Here is a 22,880-nt window from a genome sequence, read left to right as displayed (position 1 = left end):
GGGAGTTCAGCGCCTGCCGGTGCCGAAGATCCCGCGGATCACTCCGCCCAGTATCGCCTCGGTCGACTTCGAGTTCAGAATCTGCTCGATCGGCGACGCCGGCGCCGACCGGGAGCGCGACGTGCGGGTCGTGCCCGCGGTCTTCTTCAGCAGCCGCTCGTACTCCTGCTGAGCCTTCTTGTCGGCCGCGGCCTGGGCCTTGTCGATCGCGGCCTGCTGCTTGGCCAGCTCCGCGTCGATCCGGGCCCTCTCGAGGGCGGCCTCCTCGGCGGCGGCGGCCTCGTCGGCCGCCTTCATCTTCGCCGCCAGGATCTCGCGCGCCGACTCGCGGTCGATGGCCGTGCCGTACTTCGCCAGCAGCGGCGAGGCCTTCACGGCGGCCTCGATGGCCGGATCCGGCGTGGGCGACATGAGCCCCAGCGGTGCGCGCAGCCGCGTCCACGCGACGGGCGTCGGCGCACCCTTCTCGCTCATCACGGTCACGATCGCCTCGCCCGTGCCGAGCTCCTGCAGCACGCGCTCGAGGTCGTAGCCCGAGGTCGGGTACGTGCCCACGGTCGCCCGCAGCGCTTTCGCGTCGTCGGGAGTGAACGCGCGCAGCGCATGCTGCACGCGCGAGCCCAGCTGTGCCAGCACGTCGGACGGCACGTCCTTCGGGGTCTGCGTCACGAAGAAGACACCGACGCCCTTCGACCGGATGAGCCGCACCGTCTGCACGATCGCGGCGAGGAAGTCCTTCGAGGCGTCCTTGAACAGCAGGTGCGCCTCGTCGAAGAAGAACACGAGCTTCGGCTTGTCGGGGTCGCCCACCTCGGGGAGGATCTCGAACAGCTCGGCGAGCAGGTACATCAGGAACGTCGAGAACAGCGCCGGCTTGTCGATCACCCCGGGCACCTCGAGCAGGCTGATGACGCCGCGACCGTCGGACGCCGTGCGGAGGAAGTCGGTGACGTCGAACTCGGGCTCGCCGAAGAACACGTCGGCGCCCTGGTCGGCGAACGTGATGAGCTCGCGCAGGATGACCCCTGCCGTCGCCGCCGACAGCCCGCCGAGCTCCTTGAGCTCGGCCTTGCCCTCGTCGCCGGTGAGGAACGTGAGCACGGCCCGCAGATCCGACAGGTCGACCAGCGCCAGGCCGTTCTTGTCGGCGTAGTGGAACACCAGCCCGAGGCTCGACTCCTGCGTGTCGTTCAAGCCGAGCACCTTGCTCAGCAGCAGCGGGCCGAAGCCCGACACCGTCGCCCGCACCGGCACGCCCTTGCCGATGCCGCCCAGCGCGAAGTACTCGGTCACCGACGCCTCGGGCCGCCAGTCCTGACCGATGCCCTTCGTGCGGGCCAGCAGCTTCTCGCTGGGCTCGCCCGGGGTCGCGACGCCCGACAGATCGCCCTTGATGTCGGCCGCGAACACCGGCACGCCGTTCGCCGCGAGCTGCTCGGCGAGCCCCTGCAGCGTGCGGGTCTTGCCGGTGCCGGTGGCCCCGGCGACCAGTCCGTGCCGGTTCATCATGCCGAGGGGGATCCGGATCTGCGCCGCCGGTACGGGGTCGCCGTTGACGAGGGCGCCCAACTCGAGGGCGGGGGTGTCGCCGTCGAAGCCGTACCCCGAGATGATCTTCTGGATCTCCGCCGCGGTGAGCGGGCCGGTCTCGGCCGGCTCGTCGGGTGCGGACTCCGGTTCCGGTTCCGGTTCAGCGGCGGCCGCTTCGGCGGATTCCGGTTCCGGCGCGGCCGCGGCGTCCGCGCGCTCGGCGGTTTCGGCATCCGTCGTCGCCGCCGTGCTCGCGAGATCAGGAGATATGGCGGACGCAGGAGGTTTCGTGGCGGAATCGTCCTGCGTCGGCGAGATCTCCTGATCTGGTGAAGGGGCCGGGGCGGCTCCGGCGGGGGCGGCCTCGGCTCCGGCGGGGACGGCCGCGGCGGCCTCGGCTCCGGCGGGGACGGCCGCGGCTCGGGCCTTCGCGGCCTCGGCCTCGGCTGCGGCGAGCGCGGCCTTCGCCTGGGCGGCTTTCAGCTGTGCCTCGGCCGCCTCGGCTTCGGCGCGCAGGCGCGCGAGGTCGGCCTCGGCAGCCGCGACGTCGGGATCGGGCGCAGCGGGGGCCGAGCCCGCGCCCCCGGAGGCTCCGGGCGACGAACCGTCGGCGGCGGGAGGGGGCGTGGGGATCATGCGCTCAGCCTAGCCACGCGCCCCGAGACCGGCATCCGTTCTCTCCCGTGCCATCGGCACGGCGAAAACGGCGGCGACCAGCAGCGCCGCACCGACGCCGAGCAGCGCGCCGCCGAGCGTGTCGCTCAGCCAGTGCGCGTGCAGATACGTCCGGCTGAAGGCCATCAGCAGCACCCACACAGCTCCCGCGACGGCCACCCACACGCGCGGGAAGACCACCACCGCCGCAGCCGCGATCGTCGCCGCATTCGCGACGTGGCCCGACGGGTACGAGCCGTAGTCCGACACGACCAGGATGTCTTCGGGCCGCACACGCCCGAACAGGTGCTTGAGCACCTGCACACCCGCCGCCGACACCGCCTCGGCGGCCAGGAAGTACGCCGCCGCCCACGGCCGCCGCAGCAGGATCAGCCCCACGGCGCTGCCGATCGGCACCGCCAGCACGCCGACCCATCCGCCGCCGACCCAGTTCATGACGCGCGAGAACCCCAGCAGCACCGGGTTCCACCACGTCGTGACCAGGGCGTTCCACCACACGTCCACGGCGAACGGCTGGTCGCGGCGCGCGAAGAGCCACCAGCCGAGCAGGCACGCGAGCGCCACGAGCACGCCGCCGGCGACGAGGAACGCGATGACGGTTCCCCGCAGCTGCCGCTGCCTCTGCTGCTGCCGCTCGATCATCGCCCCATTCTGCCGGGCCGCGCACCCGCCCGGAGATGCGAAAACACCAGTCCGTCACCCGACACGCCGTGTCCCGGCATCCGTCACCGCCGTGTCGTCGTCACCGACTGGTGTTTTCGCACGGCTCGCGCGCGGGCCCGCTCACCCCGCGTGCGCTGCGGGCCCGCGCCCCATCTGTGAAGATGGGGCCGTGACCCGAGTCGTCGACGTCGTCCGCGCCGTGATCGCCCCGCTCACCCGCACGCGGGTGTTCCGTCGCGTGATCGGCCCGGCCCTGCTGCCGCCGATCGAGCGGCTCCTCGCACGGGTCACGAGCGGACGCGTGCAGCTGAGCGCCCTCCTCGTGCCCTCGCTCGTCCTGCACACGGTCGGCGCGAAGTCCGGCATCGTCCGCGACGTGCCCCTCATGTACACGCCGGACGGGCACGGCCGGGCGATCGTCGCGGGCACGAACTTCGCCGGCGAGAAGCACCCCGCCTGGACGACGAACCTCCTCGCGAATCCGGATGCCGACATCACCGTGCGCGGCCGGCGCATGCCGGTGCACGCCACCCCGATCCCGGAGGCCGAGCGCGACGCGACATGGGCGACGATCGAGCGCCAGTGGCCGGGGTACCGCAACTACGAGCGGGAGTCCGGACGCACCGTGCGCCTGTTCCGCCTGCAGCCGGTCCGGCCGCGGGACTGACCGCACGCCGGATCAGGGGGGCAGCCGGTCCGGCCGCAGGACTGACCGCACGCCGGATCAGGGGGTCAGCCGCTCCACGGTGCGCGGACGCACGATCAGCCACAGCGACAGCACGCCGATCACCGCGCATCCGACCATGACCGAGGCCATCGTCGTCGCGGTGATCCCGGCATCCCGCGCGATCCAGCCGACGAGGGGCGAGATGATCCCCGCGACGCCGAAGTTCGACGCGCCGATGATCGACTGCGCCGTGCCGGCGGCCTTGCCGTGGCGATCGAGCGCGAGCACCTGCACGCACGGGAACGTGAAGCCGCATGCGGTCATGAACACGAACAGCGGCGCCACGGTGCCCCACAGCCCGAGACCCAGCTGGTCGGTGACGATGATGGCGGATGCCGCGAGCACGAGCACCGCGGTCGACCACGCCAGCACCCACTGCGGGCCGAAGCGCGCCGCGAGCCGCGACGCCGCCTGGACGCCCAGCACCACGCCGAGGGAGTTCACCGCGAACATCAGCCCGTACTCCTGCGGGCTGAGCGCGTAGTCGAGCTGGAACAGGAACGACGAGCTCGACAGGTACGAGAACAGGCCGCTGAAGGTCATGCCGCCGATGATCAGCACGCCGATGAACACGCGGTCGCTCAGCACGCTGCGGTAGCGCTGCCACACGGTGGTCGCGCCCCGCTCGTGGCGGCGCGCCGGCGGAAGGGTCTCGGGGATGAAGATCAGCGCCGAGATGAGCATCACCGCGCCGTAGACCGCCAGCACGGCGAACACGCCGCGCCAGGGCATCACCAGCAGCAGCGCCGAGCCGACGAGCGGTGCGAGCACCGGCGCGACGCCCGAGACCAGCGCGAGACGCGACAGCATGACGACGAGGCGGCGCCCGCCGAAGAGGTCGCGCACGATCGCGGCGGCGACCACGCCACCGGCGGCCGCACCCGCCCCCATCAGCACGCGGGCGACCGACAGCAGCTCGAGCGAGGGGGCGAACGCGGCGGCGGTGCTCGCCACGACGTGCAGCGCCGTGACCGCCAGGAGCGGCACGCGGCGTCCGACCTTGTCGCTGAGCGGACCGACGACGAGCTGACCGAGCGCGAAGCCGACCATCGTGCCGGTGAGGGTGAGCTGGATCGCGGCGGCGGTGGTGTCGAACTCCGCCTCGAGCACCGGGAACGCCGGCAGGTAGAGGTCGATCGTGAAGGGGCCGAGGGCCGTGAGGGCGCCCAGCAAGATGATGTACAGGACCCGCTTGCGCGTCGGGATCGAGTCGCCGGGGTGCAGGACGATCGGCGCGGTGGCGGGGTTGCTGCCGAGCGTGCGGATCGCGCCGGTCGGGGTCGGACGGGGCGGCTCGTGCGCGGGCTTCGCGGCGTCGGGGGCGAGGTCTTCGGGGCGCTGGACGGGGACGGACGCGGTATCGAGCAACAGTTCCTGGTTTCGGCGAGATGCGGTGAGTGCGACGACGAGGTCGAATCGATTCGAGGTCCGATGATACCGCACCGGTCGGCAGCCTCACAGCGGACGCCCGCATGCGCTCGCATAGGATGAGGGGGTGACACCGACCCCCGCCGACCAGCGCAAGAGCGGCAACCCTGCCACGCAGGCCGAGATCAACCTCACCGTCAAGCAGCAGCGCGAGCAGAAGCGCCAGGCGAAGCTCGCCGAGTATCAGAAGCAGCTCGCCAAGCGCCGCCGCAGCAAGCTGGTGTGGTGGATCGTCGGCTCGGCGGCGGTCGTCGTGATCGTGGGCCTCATCGTCGCGTCGATCGTGTTCGCGCCGGCTCCCCCGAAGCAGTACGAACCGGGCAGCGAGGGCGCCGAGATCGAGGGCGTCGAGACGTTCGAGAACGCCACCGAGCACGTCGACGGCACCGTCGACTACGAGCAGAACCCGCCTGCCGGCGGTCCGCACAACCCGGTGTGGCTGAACTGCGGCGTCTACGACCAGCCCGTCCCGAACGAGAACGCCGTCCACTCGCTCGAGCACGGCGCCGTGTGGGTCACGTACGACGCCGACGAGGTGACCGGCGAGGAGCTCGACACCCTCAAGAGCCAGCTGCCGTCCAGCTACGTCATCCTCTCGCCCTACGAGGGCCTGGATTCGCCGATCGTGCTGTCGAACTGGAACCACCAGCTGAAGCTCGACTCGGCCGATGACGAGCGGATCGGCGAGTTCTTCGAGGAGTACTGGCGCAGCCAGAACGTGCCCGAGCCCAACGCCGCCTGCACCGGCGCCCTCGACGCGCCCGGCAAGCAGTGACCCCATGAGCGACGACGCGACCGTCGGCCGGCGACCGCTGCGCTGGTGGGCGATCGCCCTCGTGCTCCTCGCGATCGCGGCGCTCGCCTTCGCCGTGGGGCGGTTCTCGACCTTCGGCGCGCAAGGGCCCGGCACGCCCGGCACCGACTCCCCCGAGGCGGGGTTCGCGCGCGACATGCAGGTGCATCACGCGCAGGCCATCCAGATGGCCATGGAGATCTACCGCGAGACCGACGACGACGAGCTGCGCGTGCTCGCCTACGACATCGCGACCGGTCAGGCCGGCCAGCGCGGCGAGATGTACGACTGGCTCGTGCAGTGGGGGCTGTCGCAGAGCGGCGGGCCCATGATGCAGTGGATGGACGCCTCCGGCGAGAGCCACGCCCACGGCGGCGACGGCGAGCCGATGACCGACGACGAGGCCCGCGAGGCGATGGGCATGGCGACGGATGCCGAGCTCGCCGCACTCGAAGAGGCCACCGGTCAGGCCGCCGACTGCCTCTTCCTCGAGCTCATGATCCGCCACCACGAGGGCGCGATCCCGATGGCCGACGCGCTGCTCGAACTCGGCACCGACCCGCGCGCCCTCCAGGTGGCGGGCAGCATCGAGGCGGGGCAGACGGCCGAGATCGACGCGATGCGGTCGATGCAGAGCCGGCTGGGCTGCACGGGCTGAGCCCTCGGCAGACCGGCCGCCCCACGCTGTCGCGCTAACCCTTCGTGCTGCCGGCGAGCAGTCCTCTCACGAAGTAGCGCTGCAGGCCGAAGAACACGATCAGCGGCACCACCAGCGAGACGAAGGCTCCGGCGGTCAGTCGCTGCCAATCCTGGCCTCTCGAGCCGACCATCTCGGCGAGGCGCTGCGTGAGTGGTGCGACATCCTGCGTCCCGCCCGAGAAGATCAGCGCGACGAGCAGGTCGTTCCACACCCACAGGAACTGGAAGATCGCCACCGACGCGATCGCCGGCGTCGCCAGCGGGACGATCACCCGGAGGAAGATCTGGCTGTGGCTGGCGCCGTCCACACGCGCGGCCTCGATCACCTCGCCCGGGATCTCCGAGATGAAGTTGTGCAGCAGGAAGATCGTCAGCGGCAGCGCGAAGATCGTGTGCGCGATCCACAGCGGCAGGTAGTTCTGCACCGGGATGACGGGTATCACATCATGCAGCCACTCCTGGCCGGGTCGCAGCCAGATCGCGAACGTCTGCAGCAGCGGGACCAACGCCATCTGGATGGGCACGATCTGCAGCGCGAAGATGAAGATGAACAGCCAGTTCGAGAGCCGGAACTTCATCCATGCGAACGCGTAGGCCGCCATCGACGCGAAGACGATCGGGAAGATCGTCGCCGGGATGGCGATCGCGAGCGAGTTGACGAAGTACGCCCCGAGCTGCGGCGACGACTGCGACGGCGAGAACAGGACGTCGCGGTAGTTGTCGAGTGTGAACCCGGGGTTCTGGAAGACGGTCCACCAGCCGGTCGTCTGGATCAGCTCGGCTGGACGGAACGACGAGATGAACAGCCCGAACGTCGGGATCGTCCACAGCACCGCGATGACGAGGGCGGCGATCGTCGCGACCGGGGAAGTGAGGCGGCGTTTCGCGCGCGCGGCCGGCCTGGTGTCTTCGGCGGCCTCGCGATAGGCGTCCGGACCGCCTTCGATCGGAAGGTCGACGGGGGCGACGCTGCTCATCGGATCTCCCTCTGCTTGCGGAGGATATTGACGTTGTAGATGACGATCGGGATGACGAGGAGGAACAGGATCACCGCGAGCGCCGATCCGCGACCGACCTCACTGGCGCGGAACGCCTGGACGTACATCTCGTTCGCCACGACGGAGGTGTTGAAGTTTCCGCCGGTCATGGTGCGGACGATGTCGAAGACCTTCAGGGTCGCGATCGAGATCGTGGTGAGCACGACGACGAGCGCTCCGCGGATCCCCGGGACGGTGACGTTGGAGAAGCGCTGCCACGGGTTGGTGCCGTCGAGCATCGCCGCTTCGATCTGCTCGGTCGGGATGCCCTTGATCGCGGCGCTCAGCACCACCATGGCGAAGCCGGTCTGGATCCAGATCATCACCACGATCAGCAGGACCGTGTTGATCGGGTCGGTCTGCATCCACTGCACCGGCTCGCCGCCGAACGCGACGACGAACGCATTGAGGAGGCCGATCTGGTCGCGGCCTGCGGAACGGTACTCGTAGACGAAGCGCCAGATGATGCCGGCGCCCACGAACGAGATGGCCATCGGCATGAACACGAGCGCCTTGTAGTACTTCTCGCCTCGGGACTTGTCGATCCAGACCGCGTACGCCAGGCCCAGCGCCGTCGAGAACGTCGGCACGAGCAGCACCCACACCACGGTGTTGACGAGCGTACGAATCGCCGAGGGCTGGGTGAACATCCATACGAAGTTGTCCCAGCTGAAGTTGCCGGCGTTGTCCTGGAAGGCCAGGCCCGTGGTGCGGATAGCCGGCCACACCAGGCCGACGGCCAGTAGGAGCACCGCCGGCAGCAAGAACCACAGCAGCTGCCACCAGCTCCTCTTCTTGCCGACGCGTCGGCCCATCAAGAAGATCAGCAGTCCCACGATCGCCGCGAAGACCACCAGGCCTATCACCACCTGGAGGATCTTTCCGATCAGATCACCGGTTGTCATCGGTCGCCTCTCTTGCTTCGTCTTCGAAGGGAGCATGCGACGGCCCGCGGGGCCGCGCGGTGGGTGGGAGGTGTCCGGGGCGGGGAAGCCCCGCCCCGGACACCTCACCGGCGAGTCAGCTGGCGGGCCAGCTCGCCTCGATCTCGTCGACCACCGACTGGGTGCTCGCACCGCCCACCCACTCGACGATGCCCGTCCAGAACGAGGCCGCACCCACGGCGCCCGGCATGAGGTCCGACCCGTCGAAGCGGAACGTGGTCTCGGGATCCTGCAGGATCTCGATGGACTGCACGAGCAGCTCACTCGAAGCGTTCTCGGGGTCCACGCCGGTGTTGGCGCTGATCACGCCGCCGAGGCTGACGCGGTTGTTCGCCCACGTGTCGCTCGACAGGAACGTACGCACCGCCTCGACCTCTTCGGCATCGCGGAACGCGACCGGAAACTCGCCACCGCCGGTGACCGACAGCGGGTCGCCCGCGTCAGCAGGAGGAAGCAGGAAGCCGAAGATGTCGCCGTTCGACGCCACCGTCACCTCGTCTCCGCCCTCGGGGTTCCAGAACGTCTCGTAGAACGACGCCTGGTGGTGCAGCGAGCACTCGCCGTCGAGGATCGGCAGGCCCGCCGTCTGGAAGGCCTCGCTGATCTGCGTCGAGACGTCGCCGATGCCGCCGTTGACCATGTCGTCGTTCTTCAGGTACTCGCCGACCGCGTCGAAGGCCTCGACGATCTGCGGGTCGTTGAACGGGATCTCGTGCGTCACCCACTGGTCGTAGACGTCGGGCCCGTGAAGGCGCAGGACGTAGTCCTCGATCCAGTCGGTGCCCGGCCAGCCGGTCGCCTCACCGGACTCCAGGCCCACGCACCACGGCTTGTGGTCTCCGGCGTCGGCGATGTCCTGCGACAGGGCTGTCAGGTCGTCGAGCGTCGCGGGGATCTCCCAGCCGTTCTCCTCGAACTCGGTCGGCGAGTACCAGATGTAGCCCTTGATGCTCGCCATCAGCGGCGCCGCGTAGAACGTGCCGTCGTACGTGCCGTAAGCCTTCCAGTCCTCGGACCAGAACTCGTCGACGTTGGCCTCGACGCCCTCCGACGCCGGGATCAGCCAGCCGCCCTGGGCGAGACGTGCCAGCAGGCCGGGCTGCGGCACGATGCCGATGTCGGGCGCGTTGCCGCCTTCGGCGAGGACGGCGATCTGAGCCTCGAACTCGCTCGAGCCCTGATAGTCGATGGTGATGCCGGTGCAGGTCGCGAAGTCGCTCCACGACTCCACCAGTCTGTCGGCCTCGAGGTCGAGGATGGTGCCGCCGATCGTGACGGTCGCGTCCTCGAACGTGCCGTATTCCTCGTACTCGGAGCAGTCGACGTCTTCGCCGCCCTCCTCCATGTCTCCGGTGCAGCCGGCCAGTGCGAGGGCTGCTACACCCACGCCGGCCGCCGCCGCGATCAGCCGACCGCGTCTGTGCACTCTCATTCGTCCTCCTCATCGAGTTCGCGGAGCCCGCGATCGGTCTCCGCCCGTTTAGGGAACCGATTCCATGATTACGCTAGGGGATGCCGGGGAGCGGCACAATCGCTCTGGGTCACAACTCGATAAACAGCGGACTGCGGGTGGCGCCCCGCCGAGCCCCGGGGCACAATGGTGGCCGGAACCGGTTCCAGAATCCGCGGACTGCGTCGTCCGCGGTCACGAGGAGGACCCGATGGCGGGCATCGCCGACGTGGCGCGCGCGGCAGGCGTCTCGAAGTCGACGGCGTCGCGGGCGCTGACCGGCGCGGGATACGTCTCGGAGGCCACGCGGGCGCGCGTGAAGGATGCCGCGGCCGCCCTCGGCTACGTCCCGACGACGAGCGCGGTGAGCCTGGTGACCGGCCGCACCCAGACGATCGGCGTCGTGATGCCGTCGCTGGACCGCTGGTTCTTCGCGCAAGTGCTCGAAGGAGTCCAGGACGCCCTGCTCGAGCACCGCTACGACCTCGTGCTCTACGGTGCGCCCCCGGAATCGGCCGCGCGCCGCGAGATGTTCGAGCACTTCCTCGCGCGCAAGCGGTTCGACGGCCTCATCGCGGTCGGAATCGAGCCCAGCGCCCGAGAACTCGAGCGCCTCATCGCGTTCGGGAAGCCGGTCGTGAGCGTGGGCGGGTACGACGCGGGCACCGACGCGGTGTCGATCGACGACGAGGCGGCCGCACGCATCGCGACCGAGCATCTGGTGGGCCTCGGCCACCGCGACATCGTGTTCCTCGGCGGCGACCCCGACGGCCGCCGCACGAGCTTCGGAGACGGGCGACGCCTCGAGGGATACCGGGCGGCGATGCGGGATGCCGGGCTCGATGCATCCGCGCGCCATGTGCAGTCCGAGGTGACGATGCCGGGCGGCTACGGCGCGGCGGCCGAGCTGCTGGGCGACCGGCGCACGCGTCCGACCGGCATCGTCGGCGTGTGCGACGAGGTCGCCGTCGGAGCGATCATCGCCGCCCGCCGGCTGGGCATCCGGGTGCCCGAGCGGCTGAGCGTGATCGGCATCGACGATCACGCGTACGCCGAGATGTTCTCGCTGACCACGCTGCAGCAGCGGCCGCACCAGCAGGGACGCGCGGCCGTGCGGCTGCTGATGTGGCAGCTGCGCGACCCCGAGGCGACGACGCACCGCATCTACGAGTCGTCGCCGCTGGTGGTGCGCAGCTCGACCGCCGCCGTCGATGACGACGCCTCGGCGATCGTCCGCACCGCGAACAAGACGAAGGCCCCGGATGCGCAGCATCCGGGGCCTTCGTGAAGAAGAGCGAGATTACTTGAGGGTAACCGTCGCGCCGGCCTCTTCGAGAGCGGCCTTCGCCTTGTCGGCGGTCTCCTTGTTGGCGCCCTCGAGGACGGCCTTGGGAGCACCGTCGACGACGGCCTTCGCCTCACCGAGGCCGAGCGAGGTGAGCTCGCGGACGACCTTGATGACCTGGATCTTCTTGTCGCCGGCGGCCTCGAGGATGACGTCGAACGCGTCCTTCTCCTCGGCCTCCTCGGCGGGGGCACCACCGGCGGGAGCGCCGGCAGCGGCCACGGCCACGGGGGCGGCAGCGGTGACGTCGAAGGTCTCCTCGAACGCCTTGACGAACTCGCTGAGCTCGATGAGCGTGAGCTCCTTGAACTGGTCGAGCAGCTCCTCAGTGCTGAGCTTTGCCATGATGTTTCTCCTTGATTGTGGTTTCGCTACGCCGAGGCCCGATGTCAGGCCGCGGACTCCTGCTTCTCGCGCAACGCGTCGACCGTGCGGACGGCCTTCGACGGAAGCGCACTGAAGACGTATGCCGCCTTGGTCATCGAGGCCTTCATCGCACCGGCGAGCTTCGCCAGCAGGACTTCACGGCTCTCGAGGTCGGCGAGCTTGTTGACCTCGTCAGCGCTCAGGGGGTTCCCGTCGAAGAAACCGCCCTTGATCACGAGAAGAGGGTGTGCCTTGGCGAAGGCACGCAGGCCCTTCGCGACGGCGACCGGGTCGCCGTGCACGAACGCGATGGCCGACGGACCCTTGAGGTCGTCGTCCAGCGACGAGATCCCCGCGTTGTTCGCGGCGATCTTGGTGAGCGTGTTCTTCACCACGGCGTATTCCGCGTCCTGACGGATGGTGTTGCGGAGCTCCTTGAGCTCTGCAACCGTCAGACCGCGGTACTCGGTCAGCAGAACGGCGGTCGAGTCCTCGAAGTGCTTCGTGAGCTCGGCGACCGATGCTTCCTTCTGCGCCATGGCCACTCCTTGTGTGTACGAGACGCTCCGCGATGGCGGGGCGCCGGCCGCAGGCTGCCGGTCATCAGAGTCGGCGCAGGCAAACAAAAACGCTCCGGCGCAAGCGCACGGAGCGGGATTCCTGAACCCAGGAGATTCGTTCGTGACACCTGCGCGGGCCTCTGCGTCTGCAGTGCTTCGATCTCAGTACGCTTTCACGCACATCGATGACCGGCGGTCTTCGGCTCCGTCAAGGGTACGTGATGCCGCAGGATCGGCCAAATCGGCGCACGCCCGCCGGCACCGGCCGGATCACGCGGTCGGCGGCGTGCCGCCCGTGCGCACCGGACGCCGCTCATCGTCCTGAATCCACGGCAGTGGCGGCTCGGACCGAGGCTCGGCAGGCGGCTCGGGCGGCCGGCGGCGCCGCACCCAGCGCACCAGCGCCACGATCGCCGCGGCGAGCAGGCCCAGCGCGAGCAGCCACGGCAGGAGCACGCCCAGCACGATGGCGAATCCGGCCAGGAAGGTGACGAACGACGTCCATCCCACGATCAGGCCGCCCCAGAACGAGTCGGGCGCGGTCGACGGGGACGGCTGCGACTGGATCGAGAGCGTGACGGTCGAGAACGCCACCTGCTCGCCGAGATCGGCCTGCCGGGCGAGGTAGGTCTCGAGTTCGGTCTGGCGCTGCGAGATCTCCTCTTCGATCGACAGGAGGTCGTCGACGGACGCGACCCCCTCCTGGAACGACTCGAGCCGCGCGATGGTCGACTGCAGCGCGGCGACCCGTGCGTCGACATCCTGCACCTCGGTGGTGACATCGACCGTCGACGTGCGCAGCGACTCGACGGTGCCGAGGTCCCGCAGCGCATCGAGGGCGGTCTCGAGCGAGTCCGCCGGGATGCGCAGGACCATCGTCGCGGTCATCCGCGCGCCCTCGTCGCTCTGGTCGCTCCATTCCTCCCGGCCGTCGACGCGCCCGCCCGCATCGCGCACGATGTCGAGCGCTGCGGCGGCGGCCTCGTCGACGTCCGCGGCGACGATCGACATCGACCCCTCGATGATCACGGAACGGTCGTCCTCCGCGGCGGCGCCCGCATCCTCGGCACCCACGCCCTCGGCTCCCGCGCCGGCACCGGGCTGAACGACGCTGCCGCCGGAGCCGGCGCCCCCAGCCGAGCATCCGACGAGCGCGACCGCGATGGCGATGAGCGCCGCGACCGCCGCCGGGCGCGCCCCGTGCGAACGGCGGCGGCGCGGCGGGACATCCTCTCGAACGCCCGCTGTCGACTCCATGCGCACACGCTAGCGGCGCCCGATCTCGGCGCGCAGCGGGTGCCCGTGTCGATCCCGTAACGATGCGGCCGCGGTCAGATCTCGCGCTCCGGGTGATCCGCATCGGCGTCGACGCCGAGCTCACGGGCTGCGCGCGAGATCTCGGCCGCGAGCTCGGCATCCTTCGCCGTCAGGCCATCGGCCGAGTGGGTGTAGAGCCGCACGCGCACCGCCGGATAGCGGACGTCGACGTCGGGATGGTGGTTCGCCGCGTCGGCGAGCCGGGCGACCGCCGCGAACAGCTTCGCTCCCGTCGCGAAGTCCCCGGTGCGGAAGCGCGCGAACGCGCCCGCGTCGGTCGCCCGCCAGTCGCCGACATCCGGGAACGTGCCGAACTCGTCGCTCGTGATCGTGTCCATGATTCGACGATGCCACTGCGCAGGGCGGATGCAACCCCCTCTTCGCGCGAGGGCTCACGGACGCAGCGCGGCCTCGGCGAAGATCCCCTCGGGGTCGAACGCGCGCCGGATGCGCTCCACCCGTTGCTGGTGCGCGCCCAGCACCAGGCCGCGATCGGTCTCGCCGTCGAACCCGGCGAAGTTGAGGTAGACGCCGCGCGACCATGGCGAGAGCTCGTCCCAGAACCCCCGCGCCCATTCGATCGACGCGTGATCGAGGCCCGGATCGGACCAGATGGCGTCGATCGACACGTTGAAGCGGGAACCACGGTGGGCGAAGGCCGACGCGTCGGGTCCGGTGCGATCGATCGCGCCGCCGAGCGTGCGGATGAAGACCGCGGATCGCGGGTCCGGCCGGCGGGAGGCCCGTGCGACGATGAGGTCGATCGCCTCGTCGTCGAGCTCGTCCATGAAGTGCGACTTCCAGAAGTACCGGTCGCCCGGCGGGATCGCGAAGTCGAACGCGCTCTGCGCCTCGATCCAGGTGCTCGTGCCGCTCAGATCCAGCAGCGGCTCACCGAGTCCACGGAACGGCTCGAGCGCGGGTCCCGCGTCGGCCGGGTCGCCGATGTACGTGCCGAGGACCACGACGACGGGCAGCCCCACGACCTCGTCCGGGATCCCCGGGAAGGGCGGGAGCGCCCACAGCGCGAACTGGGGCGCGACCGTCTCGGGGGCTTCGGCCGCAAGCGTGCGCCACCCACGGAAGACCGGCGCAGCGGCCTCGACCGGGTACACCAGCGCCGCCGCCGCGACGTCCGGGCCCAGCGGGTGCAGCTCGAACTCGAACTCGGTCACGACTCCGAGCCCGCGGCCGGCGCCGCGCAGCGCCCAGAACAGATCGGGGTTCTCGCGCGCATCTGCCGTACGCACGACGCCGTCCGCGGTGACGACGGTCATGGCGCGCACGTTGTCGCAGGCGAGACCGAAGGTCCGCTGCTGCAGGCCCAGCCCTCCGCCGAGGGTGAGTCCGGCCACCCCGGTCTCGGACACCTCGCCGCCGGGCGTCGCCAGCCCGAACGCCTGGGTCGCGGCATCCACATCCGCCCATCGCGCACCGCCCTGCACCCGGGCGATCCGGGCATCGGGGTCCACTTCCACGGCGCGCATCGCCGACAGGTCGATCACGAGCCCGTCGTCGCACACCGCGCTCCCCGCCACCTGGTGCCCGCCGCCGCGCACCGACACGGGCGGCCGGTATCGCCGCGCCGCCTGCACGCACGCGACGACGTCGTCGACCCCCGCGCACCTCACGATGACCTCGGGATGCCGGTCCACGAGGCCGTTCCAGACCGCCCGGGCCTCGTCGTAGCCGACGTCGTCCCGCCCGATGACGGCGCCGCGCACGGCCGGCCTCAGATCCCTGATGAGCTGTGAGCCCACTGCCTCGAGCACCATGACCGCGTCTCCTCGTCGTCGCCGTCGCCGACGGCATCGCCGGCGGTGCGCACAGGCTAAGGGCGTCGGGCAGCCCGTTTCATGGGGCGATCGACCCATCTTCGGCGCGCTCGCGGACCGGCGCCGCGTCGCCCGAGAACAGGGCGTGCCGCACGGTGAAGACCGCGAGCATCGCCCGGTTGCGCGCCCCCGTCTTGACGTAGATGTGCTCGAGATGATGCGCCACCGTCTTCGGCGACACATGCAGCGCCTCGGCCATCTCGGCGGTGGAGCGCCCGCGTGCCGCGAGCTGCAGCACCTCGACCTCGCGATCTGTGAGACCGCACGGCCAGGAGCGACGCCGCCGGCGACGGTGCCCGGCCGCGACCAGCACTGCTTCCACGGCCGCCGAGTCCAGCCGGCCCTCCCGGGCCCCCTCGCGCAGCACCGCAGGGAGATCGGATGCCGGGACCGCGGCGCGATGCGGACGCCGTTCCGCCTTCGAACTGTAGACGTCAGCGGCTGCCAGCAGCCGGCCGGCCGGTGAGATCGCGTCGCCCGAGAGCGCTCGCGGATAGCCGGATCCGTCCAGGCGTTCATGGTGCTGGCCCGCGGTGGCGCCCAGCGGACGCAAGCCCGGGAACGGTTCGAGGATCGACTCCGTGACGTAGGGATGCAGGCGGATCTGCTCAGCCTCAGCCGGGGTGAGCGGGCGCCGGCTCTCCCAGACGGCCGCGGGCACTCCCAATCGCCCGATGTCGTGCAGCAGGGCGGACCGGCGCACGTGGACGCGGTCGCGCGCGGCGAACCCGCACTCGGCGGCCGCGGCATCCACGAGGCCGGCCGTCATCGATTGATGCCCGAGCGCAGACGGAGCCTTGAGGTCCACGTAGTCCGCGATCGCTGCCAGCGCCGCGTCGAGCCGCGCGCCGTCGATCGCGTCGTCGAGCGCGGGGCAGACGCGCTGGACCGCCGCGAGCGGACCGGCGTCGGCCAGCTCGTCGAACAGCGCGCCGGCCTCGTCGCAGAACGCCTCCACCAGGCCGGGGTCGAACTCCGTTCCGCTGCGGGCGCGCGCCACCGCGACGGCGGCATCCTGCCCGCCCGCGCGCCACATCGCCATCACGACGTCGCCCAGGTCGCAGGCACGGGCCGAGAACGCGATCTCGGTCCCGCCGAGACCGTCGGGCTCGCCCTGGCCGTCCCAGCGTTCGAAGACGTGGCCGAGACCGATCCGCTCCCGCAACGGCACGGCCAGAGCGTCGGCGAGCGCGGTCGCCGCGAAGCTGTGATTGGGGAACATCTCGTCGACCTGGCGCCGACCGTCGACGCGGAATCCGGCGATCGTGCGGCGACGCACCGCAGCCGGCTGCCCGGCTCCGAGATGGCGTGCCAGGTAGACGGCCTCGGCGTGCTCGTCGCCGAAGTCCACCGTCCGGAATCCGGCCTTCGCGCGGTGATCGTCACCGAACCACGTCGCCTGCTCGAGCGAGTCGACGTGGCATCCCGCCCACGCGAGCATCGACGTGTGGAAGACCTCGCGCCGCGCGTCGTCGTCGAGACCGGCCCGTTCCGCCAGGCGCAGCGCGATGCAGGTCTGCCCGAGAGTGTGACCCATGGGCTGCCCCATGCACAGGTCGATCCCGCGCGACAGCGCTGTCAGCAGCTCATGCCGGTGGACCGGCGGTGCCCCGACGTCCTCGACGGCGACCATAGAGGGATTCTCGCACCGGCGCACGGCGGTGCACATCGGCGGGCATGTCGGCCGGCCGGCGTCGGGCGCCGGGGTTACGCTCGAACGGTGACCCCTGAGCTCGCCGCACGCACCCCTGAGCTCGCGGCCCGCATCGTCGCGGACTCCCGCGATCGGGTCGCGTGGGTGCGAGCCCGCTCGCGCGGCATCACGGCGACGGATGTCGCGGCCCTCACCTCCGAGCGGGCGATCGCGCGCGCAGCCGACGCCAAGCTCATGGGTTCGGGTTTCTCGGGCAACGCCTACACGGCGCACGGTCGCGCACGCGAACCCGAGATCGCGTCGTGGGTGGCGGCCACCCACGGCATCCAGCCGTCGTCCGCGCTGTTCCACGCCGTCGTCGAGAAGCGTCACCTCGCCACCCCCGACGGCATCGCGGTCGACGTCGCCGGGCGGGTCACGCTCGCCGAGATCAAGACGACGAACAAGGCCTGGCGCAGCATCCCGCGGTCCTACCTCCGTCAGGTGTGGTGGCAGCAGCACGTGCTCGGCGCCGAGCGCACGCTCGTGGCGTGGGAGCAGCACGACGGCTTCGTCCCGGTCGGCGACGAGCCCCGGTGCGCGTGGGTCGACCGCGACGAGGCCGAGATCGCGAAGCTCGTGCGCCTCGCGACCGCTCTCATCGACGAGCTCTACCTGCGCACGACCCGTGGCCGCAACGACGAGCGGATGCCGCAGCCGCCGTCCGCGCCGCGCCAGCCGTTCCGCGCGCTCGCCCTCGCGGACTGACCGCGCCGGTCGTCACCCCTCCAGCAGCAGCGCGAGCGACTCGAGGTCCCGCTCGAGGGCCCGCTGCACGGTGTCGCCCAGGCGCTCCGACCAGCCGTCGGCCTCGGGACCCTCGAGCCAGGCACGGAGGACGACGACGCACCCGCCGTCGACGGGGGTGGCCTCGTGGTGGACCGTGAGCTCGGCGCCACCGAGCTCGGTGCGGTCGGCGTAGACCGCCCCGGGTCCGACGGCGGTGACCACGAACGACGCCTCCTCGCCGCCCCGCGGCCGGGAGACGCCGCGGGCGCCGATCCCGAACGGGTCCTGGGGGCGGAAGTACTCCATGCTGGGGGCCCACTCCGGGTGCGATCCGAGATCGCACCACCGCGCGAAGAACTCCTCAGCGCGGGCGGTGGACGTGCGCTCGGCGCGGGCGATCCCGATCATCACCCGACGGTAGCGGGAGGGTACGACATCCGCCCGCCACCGCTCTCTCGTTCGCTGCGTCCGGTCTCGCCGCGGCGCCTGGCGACGATGGTTGACGTGTGTCAACCATCGTCGTATAGTTGACTCATCTCAACTGTTGACCTCGGTCAACTTTCTCGCGCGCCACTGCCGCGGCGCCTCGACCTCACACTGCTCGAAGGATCTCCATGGTCACGTCCACCCCCGCGACCGGGTCGGTCGCCACTGCCACCGCCGGCGGCGCCACCATCGCCGACGACAAGCGCCGGCACCGCCGCGTGCTGCAGGCGCTCACCGGGCTGCTGCTCGGCATGTTCGTGTCGATGCTCGCGTCGACCGTCGTGTCGACCTCGCTGCCCGTCATCGTCCACGATCTCGGCGGCGACCAGGCCGCGTTCACATGGGTCGTCACCGCCACACTGCTGACCACCGCGATCTCGACGCCGATCTGGGGCAAGCTCGCCGACCTGTTCAACCGCAAGCTGCTCATCCAGATCGCGATCGTGATCTTCGTGCTGGCGACCGCCGCGGCCGGATTCTCGCAGGATCCCGGCACGCTCATCGCGTTCCGCGCGGTGCAGGGCATCGGCGCCGGTGGACTCGCGGCGCTCAGCCAGGTGATCATGGCCGACATCATCAGCCCGCGCGAGCGCGGTCGCTACATGGGCCTGTTCGGCGCCGTCATGGCCGTCGCCACGGTCGGCGGACCGCTCCTGGGCGGCTTCATCACCGACACGATCGACTGGCGCTGGAACTTCTTCATCGCCGTGCCCTTCGCCGTCGCTGCCCTGATCATGATGCAGCGCACCCTGCACCTGCCGGCGAGGCCCAAGACCAAGGTGCGCATCGACTACCTCGGCATCGTGCTGCTGTCGACCGCGGTCTCGCTGCTGCTCATCTGGATCACGAACGCGGGCAACGACTACGGGTGGTGGAGCGCCGAGACGATCCTCATGGTCGGCGGCGCACTGCTGGCGACGCTCCTGTTCATCATCGTCGAACTGCGCTCGAAAGAGCCGCTGGTCCCCCTCACGATGTTCCGCAACCGCACCTTCACGCTCGCCGTGATCGCGTCGATCTCGATCGGCATCGCGATGTTCGGCACGTCGGTCTTCCTCAGCCAGTACATGCAGATGGCACGCGGCGCCACGCCGACCGAGGCGGGACTCATGACCATCCCCATGATCGGCGGCCTGCTCATCGCGTCGATCGTGATCGGCGGGCTCGTCACCAAGCACGGGCACTGGAAGCCCTATCTCGTCGTCGGCGGCGTGCTGCTGATCGCGGGTTCGTTCCTGCTGTCGACGATCGAGTACGACACGAACTTCGTGCTCGTCTCGCTGTACATGTTCCTGCTCGGCGCCGGCGTCGGCATGACGATGCAGAACCTCGTCCTCATCGTGCAGAACACCGCCAAGCCCACCGAGATCGGCGTCGCCAGCTCGGGAGTGACGTTCTTCCGCAGCCTCGGCGGCACGATCGGCGTGTCGGTCATGGGTGCCGCTCTCGCCACCTCGGCGACCGACCTCGTCGCCGAACGCCGCGCCGACATCGGGGCGGCCATCGCGAAGCTGGGCGAGGAGGGCGTGGCCGTGGCCGAGCAGCTGCAGTCGGGCGCGATCCCGAACGTCGCACAGCTGCCCGAAGCAGTCCGCGTGATCTTCGAGGACATCTACGCCCAGGCGATCGCCCACTCGTTTCTCATCGCCGTGCCGCTGGCCGTCGTGAGCCTCATCGCGATCGTGTTCCTGCCGAACGTCCCGCTCACGCGCATGACGACGAGCGAGCGCGTCAGTGCGAGCGAGGCCGACCTCGCGACCGTCACGACGGCCGAGGGCATGGACGCTCTGACCGCGACCGCCGAGAACACGACGACGGATGCCTCGGCCACCGCGACCGCCGATGACGCCGCGTCCGCGACGACCCGGACCCGACGCTAATGTCGATCAGGATGGCCACCCACGAGACCCGAGAGGCGCGCACCGAAGCGGTGCGCGCCCTCGAAGCGGAGTTCGGCGAGCTGATCAACCGGTTCCGGCGGATCATCCTCGAGAACGCGAACCGGGTGAGCCCGGGCATGCTGCCCGGCGCCTACAAGGTGTTCACCACGATCGTGCGCCGCGAACAGGTGACGCTGTCGGCCCTGGCCGAGACCCTCATGGCCGACAAGGGCCAGATCAGCCGTACGGTGCGCGAGCTCGAACAGCTGGGACTGGTGCAGCGCACCCCCGATCCCACCGACGGCCGGTCGAGCCTGCTCGCACCCACGCCGGAGGGTCTCGAGCGCCTCGCCGCGGCGCGCGCGCCGCAGGAGAGCACGCTCGTCGACGCGCTCGAGGACTGGTCCCTCGACGACATCCACAACCTCACGCGGCTGCTGCACGCCCTGACGGCGGGTGAGTCGCCGAGCTCCTGAGCCCGGCGACCCGACCGTCAGCGCTGCGAGAACGCGGCGTCGAATGCGGCGTCGGAGGGCCGGTACGTGGACAGCCGGCGGACGAACTCGAGGGCCTCGGGCGCACCGACGAGGCGGTCCATGCCGGCATCCTCCCACTCCACCGAGAGCGGACCGTCGTAGCCGATCGCGTTGAGCATGCGGAAGGCATCCTCCCACGGCACGTCGCCGTGGCCGGTCGAGATGAAGTCCCAGCCCCGCCGCGGGTCGGCCCAGGCCAGGTGCGACGACAGCCGGCCGTTACGACCGTTGAGGCGCTTCTTCGTGTCCTTGCAGTGCACGTGGTAGATCCGGTCCTGGAAGTCCCACAGGAAGCCCACCGGGTCGAGGTCCTGCCACACCATGTGCGACGGATCCCAGTTCAGGCCGAACGCCTCGCGGTGGCCGATGGCCTCGAGCGTGCGCTTGGTGCTCCAGTAGTCGTACGCGATCTCGGACGGGTGCACCTCGTGCGCGAAGCGCACGCCCACCTCGTCGAACACGTCCAGGATCGGGTGGAAGCGCTCCGCGAAGTCGCGGTAGCCGGCATCCACCCACTCCTCCGACGCCGGCGGGAACATGGCCACGGCCTTCCAGATCGAGGAGCCGGTGAAGCCGGTCACCGTCTTCACGCCGAGCCGGGCGGCCATGCGCGCGGTGAGCTTCATCTCTTCGGCGGCGCGCTGACGCACGCCCTCGGGATCGCCGTCGCCCCACACCCGGTCGTTCAGGATGTCGCGGTGGCGCTGGTCGATCGGGTCGTCGCACACCGCCTGCCCGGCGAGGTGGTTCGAGATCGTGTAGACCTTCAGGCCGTTGCGCTCGAGGATGTCGAGCCGCCCCTGCACGTAGGCGTCGTCGTCCCATCTCGACACGTCGAGGTGGTCGCCCCACGAGGCGATCTCGAGCCCGTCGTAGCCCCATTCGCCCGCGAGCCGTGCCACCTCCTCGAACGGCAGGTCAGCCCACTGGCCCGTGAACAGAGTGATCGGTCGCGTCATCGCGAGTACCTTTCGTCGTTGGGATGCCGGAGCTCAGCCGGCGATGGGGGTCCAGACGCTTCCCGCCGCCGAGCTGCGCTCCACGCCGTCCAGCACGCGCTGCACGTGGAGGCCGTCGGCGAAGGACGGGCGAGGCTGCGAGCCCTCGTCGATCGCCGCGACGAAATCGCGCACCTGGTGCGAGAAGCCGTGCTCGTAGCCGAGCATATGACCGGTCGGCCACCACGGCGCAAGGTACGGGTGGTCGTGCTCGGTGACGAGGATGCGGCGGAAGCCCTGCTCGAGCTCGGGCTGGGTCGCGTCGTAGTACTCGAGCTCATTGAGGCGCTCGAGGTCGAAGGCGAGCGCGCCGGTCGATCCCGAGATCTCGATGCGCAGCGCGTTCTTGCGTCCGGTGCGGAAGCGCGTCGCCTCGAACGACGCCAGCGCGCCGGACTCGAGCCGGCCGGTGAAGAGAGCCACGTCGTCGACGGTGACCTCGCCGCGCTCCGCCGACGCGGTGCCGGAGAGACCGACGCCTTCGCCCAGCAGGGGGCGCTCGGCGACGAGCGTCTCGATGAGACCCGACACCGACGTCACCTTCTGACCGGTGATGTACTCGGTGAGATCGACGGCGTGCGCCCCGATGTCGCCGAGCGCGCCGGAGCCGGCGTGCTCCTTCTTGAGGCGCCACGTGAGCGGGGCCTCGGGGTCCATCAGCCAGTCCTGCAGGTACTCGGCCCGCACTTGACGGATCTCGCCGATCCGTCCGGACGCGACCAGATCGCGGGCGAACGTCGTGGCGGGCACGCGGCGGTAGGTGAAGCCCACCATCGAGCGCACGCCCCGCTCGGCCGCGGCGACCGCCGCGCGGTCCATGGCCTCCGCCTCGGCGACGGTGTTGGCGAGAGGCTTCTCGCACAGCACGTGCTTTCCGGCCTCGAGCGCCGCGATGGCGATCTCGGCGTGCGTGTCGCCCGGGGTGACGATGTCGACGATGTCGATGTCGTCGCGCGCGATCACCTCGCGCCAGTCGGTGGCGCTCTCGTTCCACCCCCATTTGCGGGCGGATGCCGCGGTCGTCTCGGCATCGCGGCCGACCACGACGGTCATCTCGGGCTGTCGGGGGAGGTCGAAGAATCGCGGGGCGACTCGCCACCCCTGGGAATGTGCGGCGCCCATGAAGCCGTGGCCGACCATGGCGACGCGAAGCGTATCGGTCAACGCGCTGTCCTCACTTCTCGGAAGG

Annotated in this window: 22 protein-coding genes; 7 read left to right on the top strand and 15 right to left on the bottom strand. The window is 70.5% G+C overall.

Features of this window, described 5'->3' with window-relative positions; translation table 11 throughout:
• Positions 1-6 precede the first annotated feature (6 nt).
• Together IM778_RS03840 and IM778_RS03835 are read right to left on the bottom strand one after the other, a co-directional pair.
• Positions 7-2,166, bottom strand: a complete 2,160-nt coding sequence (locus IM778_RS03840; RefSeq protein ID WP_194410766.1) for a helicase HerA-like domain-containing protein — start codon at positions 2,164-2,166, stop codon at positions 7-9.
• 9 nt (positions 2,167-2,175) lie between these two features.
• On the bottom strand, positions 2,176-2,847 hold the full coding sequence (locus IM778_RS03835; RefSeq protein ID WP_194410765.1) for a phosphatase PAP2 family protein: 672 nt from the start codon (positions 2,845-2,847) through the stop codon (positions 2,176-2,178).
• Positions 2,848-3,037: 190 nt separating this feature from the next.
• Here IM778_RS03835 and IM778_RS03830 point away from each other — a divergent pair, with 190 nt between their 5' ends.
• On the top strand, positions 3,038-3,535 hold the full coding sequence (locus IM778_RS03830) for a nitroreductase family deazaflavin-dependent oxidoreductase (protein WP_194410764.1): 498 nt from the start codon (positions 3,038-3,040) through the stop codon (positions 3,533-3,535).
• Positions 3,536-3,592: 57 nt separating this feature from the next.
• Here IM778_RS03830 and IM778_RS03825 read toward each other — a convergent pair whose 3' ends face one another.
• Entirely contained in the window at positions 3,593-4,963 is a 1,371-nt protein-coding gene (locus IM778_RS03825) for a multidrug effflux MFS transporter (RefSeq protein WP_194410763.1), read from the bottom strand.
• Positions 4,964-5,090: 127 nt separating this feature from the next.
• Here IM778_RS03825 and IM778_RS03820 point away from each other — a divergent pair, with 127 nt between their 5' ends.
• Positions 5,091-5,798, top strand: a complete 708-nt coding sequence (locus IM778_RS03820) for a DUF3105 domain-containing protein (RefSeq protein ID WP_194410762.1) — start codon at positions 5,091-5,093, stop codon at positions 5,796-5,798.
• Between the two features lie 4 nt (positions 5,799-5,802).
• Positions 5,803-6,474 carry a DUF305 domain-containing protein gene (locus IM778_RS03815; protein WP_194410761.1) on the top strand — a complete coding sequence of 224 codons (672 nt, stop codon included), beginning with the start codon at positions 5,803-5,805 and terminating at the stop codon, positions 6,472-6,474.
• Between the two features lie 34 nt (positions 6,475-6,508).
• Here the strand turns inward: IM778_RS03815 and IM778_RS03810 are convergent, their stop codons facing one another.
• The 3 genes from IM778_RS03810 to IM778_RS03800 form a co-directional block, all read right to left on the bottom strand.
• A complete protein-coding gene (locus IM778_RS03810; RefSeq protein WP_194410760.1) occupies positions 6,509-7,492 on the bottom strand; it encodes a carbohydrate ABC transporter permease in 984 nt (327 codons plus the stop codon).
• On the bottom strand, positions 7,489-8,457 hold the full coding sequence (locus IM778_RS03805) for a carbohydrate ABC transporter permease (protein WP_194410759.1): 969 nt from the start codon (positions 8,455-8,457) through the stop codon (positions 7,489-7,491). The genes IM778_RS03810 and IM778_RS03805 overlap by 4 nt, the downstream gene beginning before the upstream one ends.
• 115 nt (positions 8,458-8,572) lie before the next feature.
• A complete protein-coding gene (locus tag IM778_RS03800; RefSeq protein ID WP_194410758.1) occupies positions 8,573-9,928 on the bottom strand; it encodes an ABC transporter substrate-binding protein in 1,356 nt (451 codons plus the stop codon).
• A gap of 229 nt (positions 9,929-10,157) precedes the next feature.
• Between IM778_RS03800 and IM778_RS03795 the strand changes: the two genes are divergently transcribed.
• Complete coding sequence (locus IM778_RS03795) at positions 10,158-11,234, top strand: LacI family DNA-binding transcriptional regulator (protein WP_194410757.1); 1,077 nt, start codon at positions 10,158-10,160, stop codon at positions 11,232-11,234.
• A 12-nt stretch (positions 11,235-11,246) separates the two neighbouring features.
• On the opposite strand, the gene rplL is transcribed toward IM778_RS03795, so the two are convergent.
• The 6 genes from rplL to IM778_RS03765 all read right to left on the bottom strand — a co-directional run bounded on the left by rplL (position 11,247) and on the right by IM778_RS03765 (position 17,038).
• The gene (gene rplL, locus IM778_RS03790) at positions 11,247-11,636 is read right to left on the bottom strand and encodes a 50S ribosomal protein L7/L12 (protein WP_194410756.1); all 390 of its coding nucleotides are present in this window, start codon (positions 11,634-11,636) and stop codon (positions 11,247-11,249) included.
• Between the two features lie 44 nt (positions 11,637-11,680).
• On the bottom strand, positions 11,681-12,196 hold the full coding sequence (gene rplJ / locus IM778_RS03785; RefSeq protein WP_194410755.1) for a 50S ribosomal protein L10: 516 nt from the start codon (positions 12,194-12,196) through the stop codon (positions 11,681-11,683).
• 291 nt (positions 12,197-12,487) lie between these two features.
• Positions 12,488-13,474, bottom strand: a complete 987-nt coding sequence (locus IM778_RS03780) for a DUF4349 domain-containing protein (protein ID WP_194410754.1) — start codon at positions 13,472-13,474, stop codon at positions 12,488-12,490.
• A 74-nt stretch (positions 13,475-13,548) separates the two neighbouring features.
• Complete coding sequence (locus IM778_RS03775) at positions 13,549-13,872, bottom strand: 4a-hydroxytetrahydrobiopterin dehydratase (RefSeq protein ID WP_194410753.1); 324 nt, start codon at positions 13,870-13,872, stop codon at positions 13,549-13,551.
• Between the two features lie 54 nt (positions 13,873-13,926).
• Entirely contained in the window at positions 13,927-15,309 is a 1,383-nt protein-coding gene (locus IM778_RS03770; RefSeq protein ID WP_194410752.1) for an FAD-binding oxidoreductase, read from the bottom strand.
• A 79-nt stretch (positions 15,310-15,388) separates the two neighbouring features.
• On the bottom strand, positions 15,389-17,038 hold the full coding sequence (locus tag IM778_RS03765; protein ID WP_228484734.1) for an HD domain-containing phosphohydrolase: 1,650 nt from the start codon (positions 17,036-17,038) through the stop codon (positions 15,389-15,391).
• A gap of 51 nt (positions 17,039-17,089) precedes the next feature.
• Here IM778_RS03765 and IM778_RS03760 point away from each other — a divergent pair, with 51 nt between their 5' ends.
• A complete protein-coding gene (locus tag IM778_RS03760; RefSeq protein WP_194410751.1) occupies positions 17,090-17,770 on the top strand; it encodes a YqaJ viral recombinase family protein in 681 nt (226 codons plus the stop codon).
• 12 nt (positions 17,771-17,782) lie between these two features.
• Here the strand turns inward: IM778_RS03760 and IM778_RS03755 are convergent, their stop codons facing one another.
• Positions 17,783-18,199: an SRPBCC family protein gene (locus tag IM778_RS03755; RefSeq protein ID WP_194410750.1), complete on the bottom strand. Its 417-nt coding sequence runs from the start codon at positions 18,197-18,199 to the stop codon at positions 17,783-17,785.
• A 206-nt stretch (positions 18,200-18,405) separates the two neighbouring features.
• On the opposite strand from IM778_RS03755, the gene IM778_RS03750 reads away from it, so the two are divergent.
• Together IM778_RS03750 and IM778_RS03745 are read left to right on the top strand one after the other, a co-directional pair.
• A complete protein-coding gene (locus IM778_RS03750; protein WP_194410749.1) occupies positions 18,406-20,157 on the top strand; it encodes an MDR family MFS transporter in 1,752 nt (583 codons plus the stop codon).
• A gap of 11 nt (positions 20,158-20,168) precedes the next feature.
• Complete coding sequence (locus tag IM778_RS03745; protein WP_228484733.1) at positions 20,169-20,633, top strand: MarR family winged helix-turn-helix transcriptional regulator; 465 nt, start codon at positions 20,169-20,171, stop codon at positions 20,631-20,633.
• Between the two features lie 17 nt (positions 20,634-20,650).
• Here the strand turns inward: IM778_RS03745 and IM778_RS03740 are convergent, their stop codons facing one another.
• Complete coding sequence (locus IM778_RS03740) at positions 20,651-21,652, bottom strand: sugar phosphate isomerase/epimerase family protein (RefSeq protein WP_194410747.1); 1,002 nt, start codon at positions 21,650-21,652, stop codon at positions 20,651-20,653.
• Between the two features lie 33 nt (positions 21,653-21,685).
• On the bottom strand, positions 21,686-22,831 hold the full coding sequence (locus IM778_RS03735) for a Gfo/Idh/MocA family protein (RefSeq protein WP_194411711.1): 1,146 nt from the start codon (positions 22,829-22,831) through the stop codon (positions 21,686-21,688).
• Positions 22,832-22,880: the final 49 nt, after the last annotated feature.

Origin of the sequence: Microbacterium cremeum (assembly GCF_015277855.1) — a bacterium.
Taxonomy (GTDB): domain Bacteria; phylum Actinomycetota; class Actinomycetes; order Actinomycetales; family Microbacteriaceae; genus Microbacterium; species Microbacterium cremeum.
This window is presented reverse-complemented; position numbering and strand designations above follow the sequence as displayed.

Coding starts and splice junctions, on each gene's coding strand:
- IM778_RS03840 (WP_194410766.1), bottom strand. CDS start 2,166: ATGATCCCCACGCCCCCTCCCGCCGCCGACGGTTCGTCGCCCGGAGCC.
- IM778_RS03835 (WP_194410765.1), bottom strand. CDS start 2,847: ATGATCGAGCGGCAGCAGCAGAGGCAGCGGCAGCTGCGGGGAACCGTC.
- IM778_RS03815 (WP_194410761.1), top strand. CDS start 5,803: ATGAGCGACGACGCGACCGTCGGCCGGCGACCGCTGCGCTGGTGGGCG.
- IM778_RS03810 (WP_194410760.1), bottom strand. CDS start 7,492: ATGAGCAGCGTCGCCCCCGTCGACCTTCCGATCGAAGGCGGTCCGGAC.
- IM778_RS03805 (WP_194410759.1), bottom strand. CDS start 8,457: ATGACAACCGGTGATCTGATCGGAAAGATCCTCCAGGTGGTGATAGGC.
- IM778_RS03800 (WP_194410758.1), bottom strand. CDS start 9,928: ATGAGAGTGCACAGACGCGGTCGGCTGATCGCGGCGGCGGCCGGCGTG.
- IM778_RS03795 (WP_194410757.1), top strand. CDS start 10,158: ATGGCGGGCATCGCCGACGTGGCGCGCGCGGCAGGCGTCTCGAAGTCG.
- rplL (WP_194410756.1), bottom strand. CDS start 11,636: ATGGCAAAGCTCAGCACTGAGGAGCTGCTCGACCAGTTCAAGGAGCTC.
- rplJ (WP_194410755.1), bottom strand. CDS start 12,196: ATGGCGCAGAAGGAAGCATCGGTCGCCGAGCTCACGAAGCACTTCGAG.
- IM778_RS03780 (WP_194410754.1), bottom strand. CDS start 13,474: ATGGAGTCGACAGCGGGCGTTCGAGAGGATGTCCCGCCGCGCCGCCGC.
- IM778_RS03775 (WP_194410753.1), bottom strand. CDS start 13,872: ATGGACACGATCACGAGCGACGAGTTCGGCACGTTCCCGGATGTCGGC.
- IM778_RS03770 (WP_194410752.1), bottom strand. CDS start 15,309: ATGGTGCTCGAGGCAGTGGGCTCACAGCTCATCAGGGATCTGAGGCCG.
- IM778_RS03765 (WP_228484734.1), bottom strand. CDS start 17,038: ATGTGCACCGCCGTGCGCCGGTGCGAGAATCCCTCTATGGTCGCCGTC.
- IM778_RS03755 (WP_194410750.1), bottom strand. CDS start 18,199: ATGATCGGGATCGCCCGCGCCGAGCGCACGTCCACCGCCCGCGCTGAG.
- IM778_RS03750 (WP_194410749.1), top strand. CDS start 18,406: ATGGTCACGTCCACCCCCGCGACCGGGTCGGTCGCCACTGCCACCGCC.
- IM778_RS03745 (WP_228484733.1), top strand. CDS start 20,169: ATGGCCACCCACGAGACCCGAGAGGCGCGCACCGAAGCGGTGCGCGCC.
- IM778_RS03740 (WP_194410747.1), bottom strand. CDS start 21,652: ATGACGCGACCGATCACTCTGTTCACGGGCCAGTGGGCTGACCTGCCG.
- IM778_RS03735 (WP_194411711.1), bottom strand. CDS start 22,831: ATGGTCGGCCACGGCTTCATGGGCGCCGCACATTCCCAGGGGTGGCGA.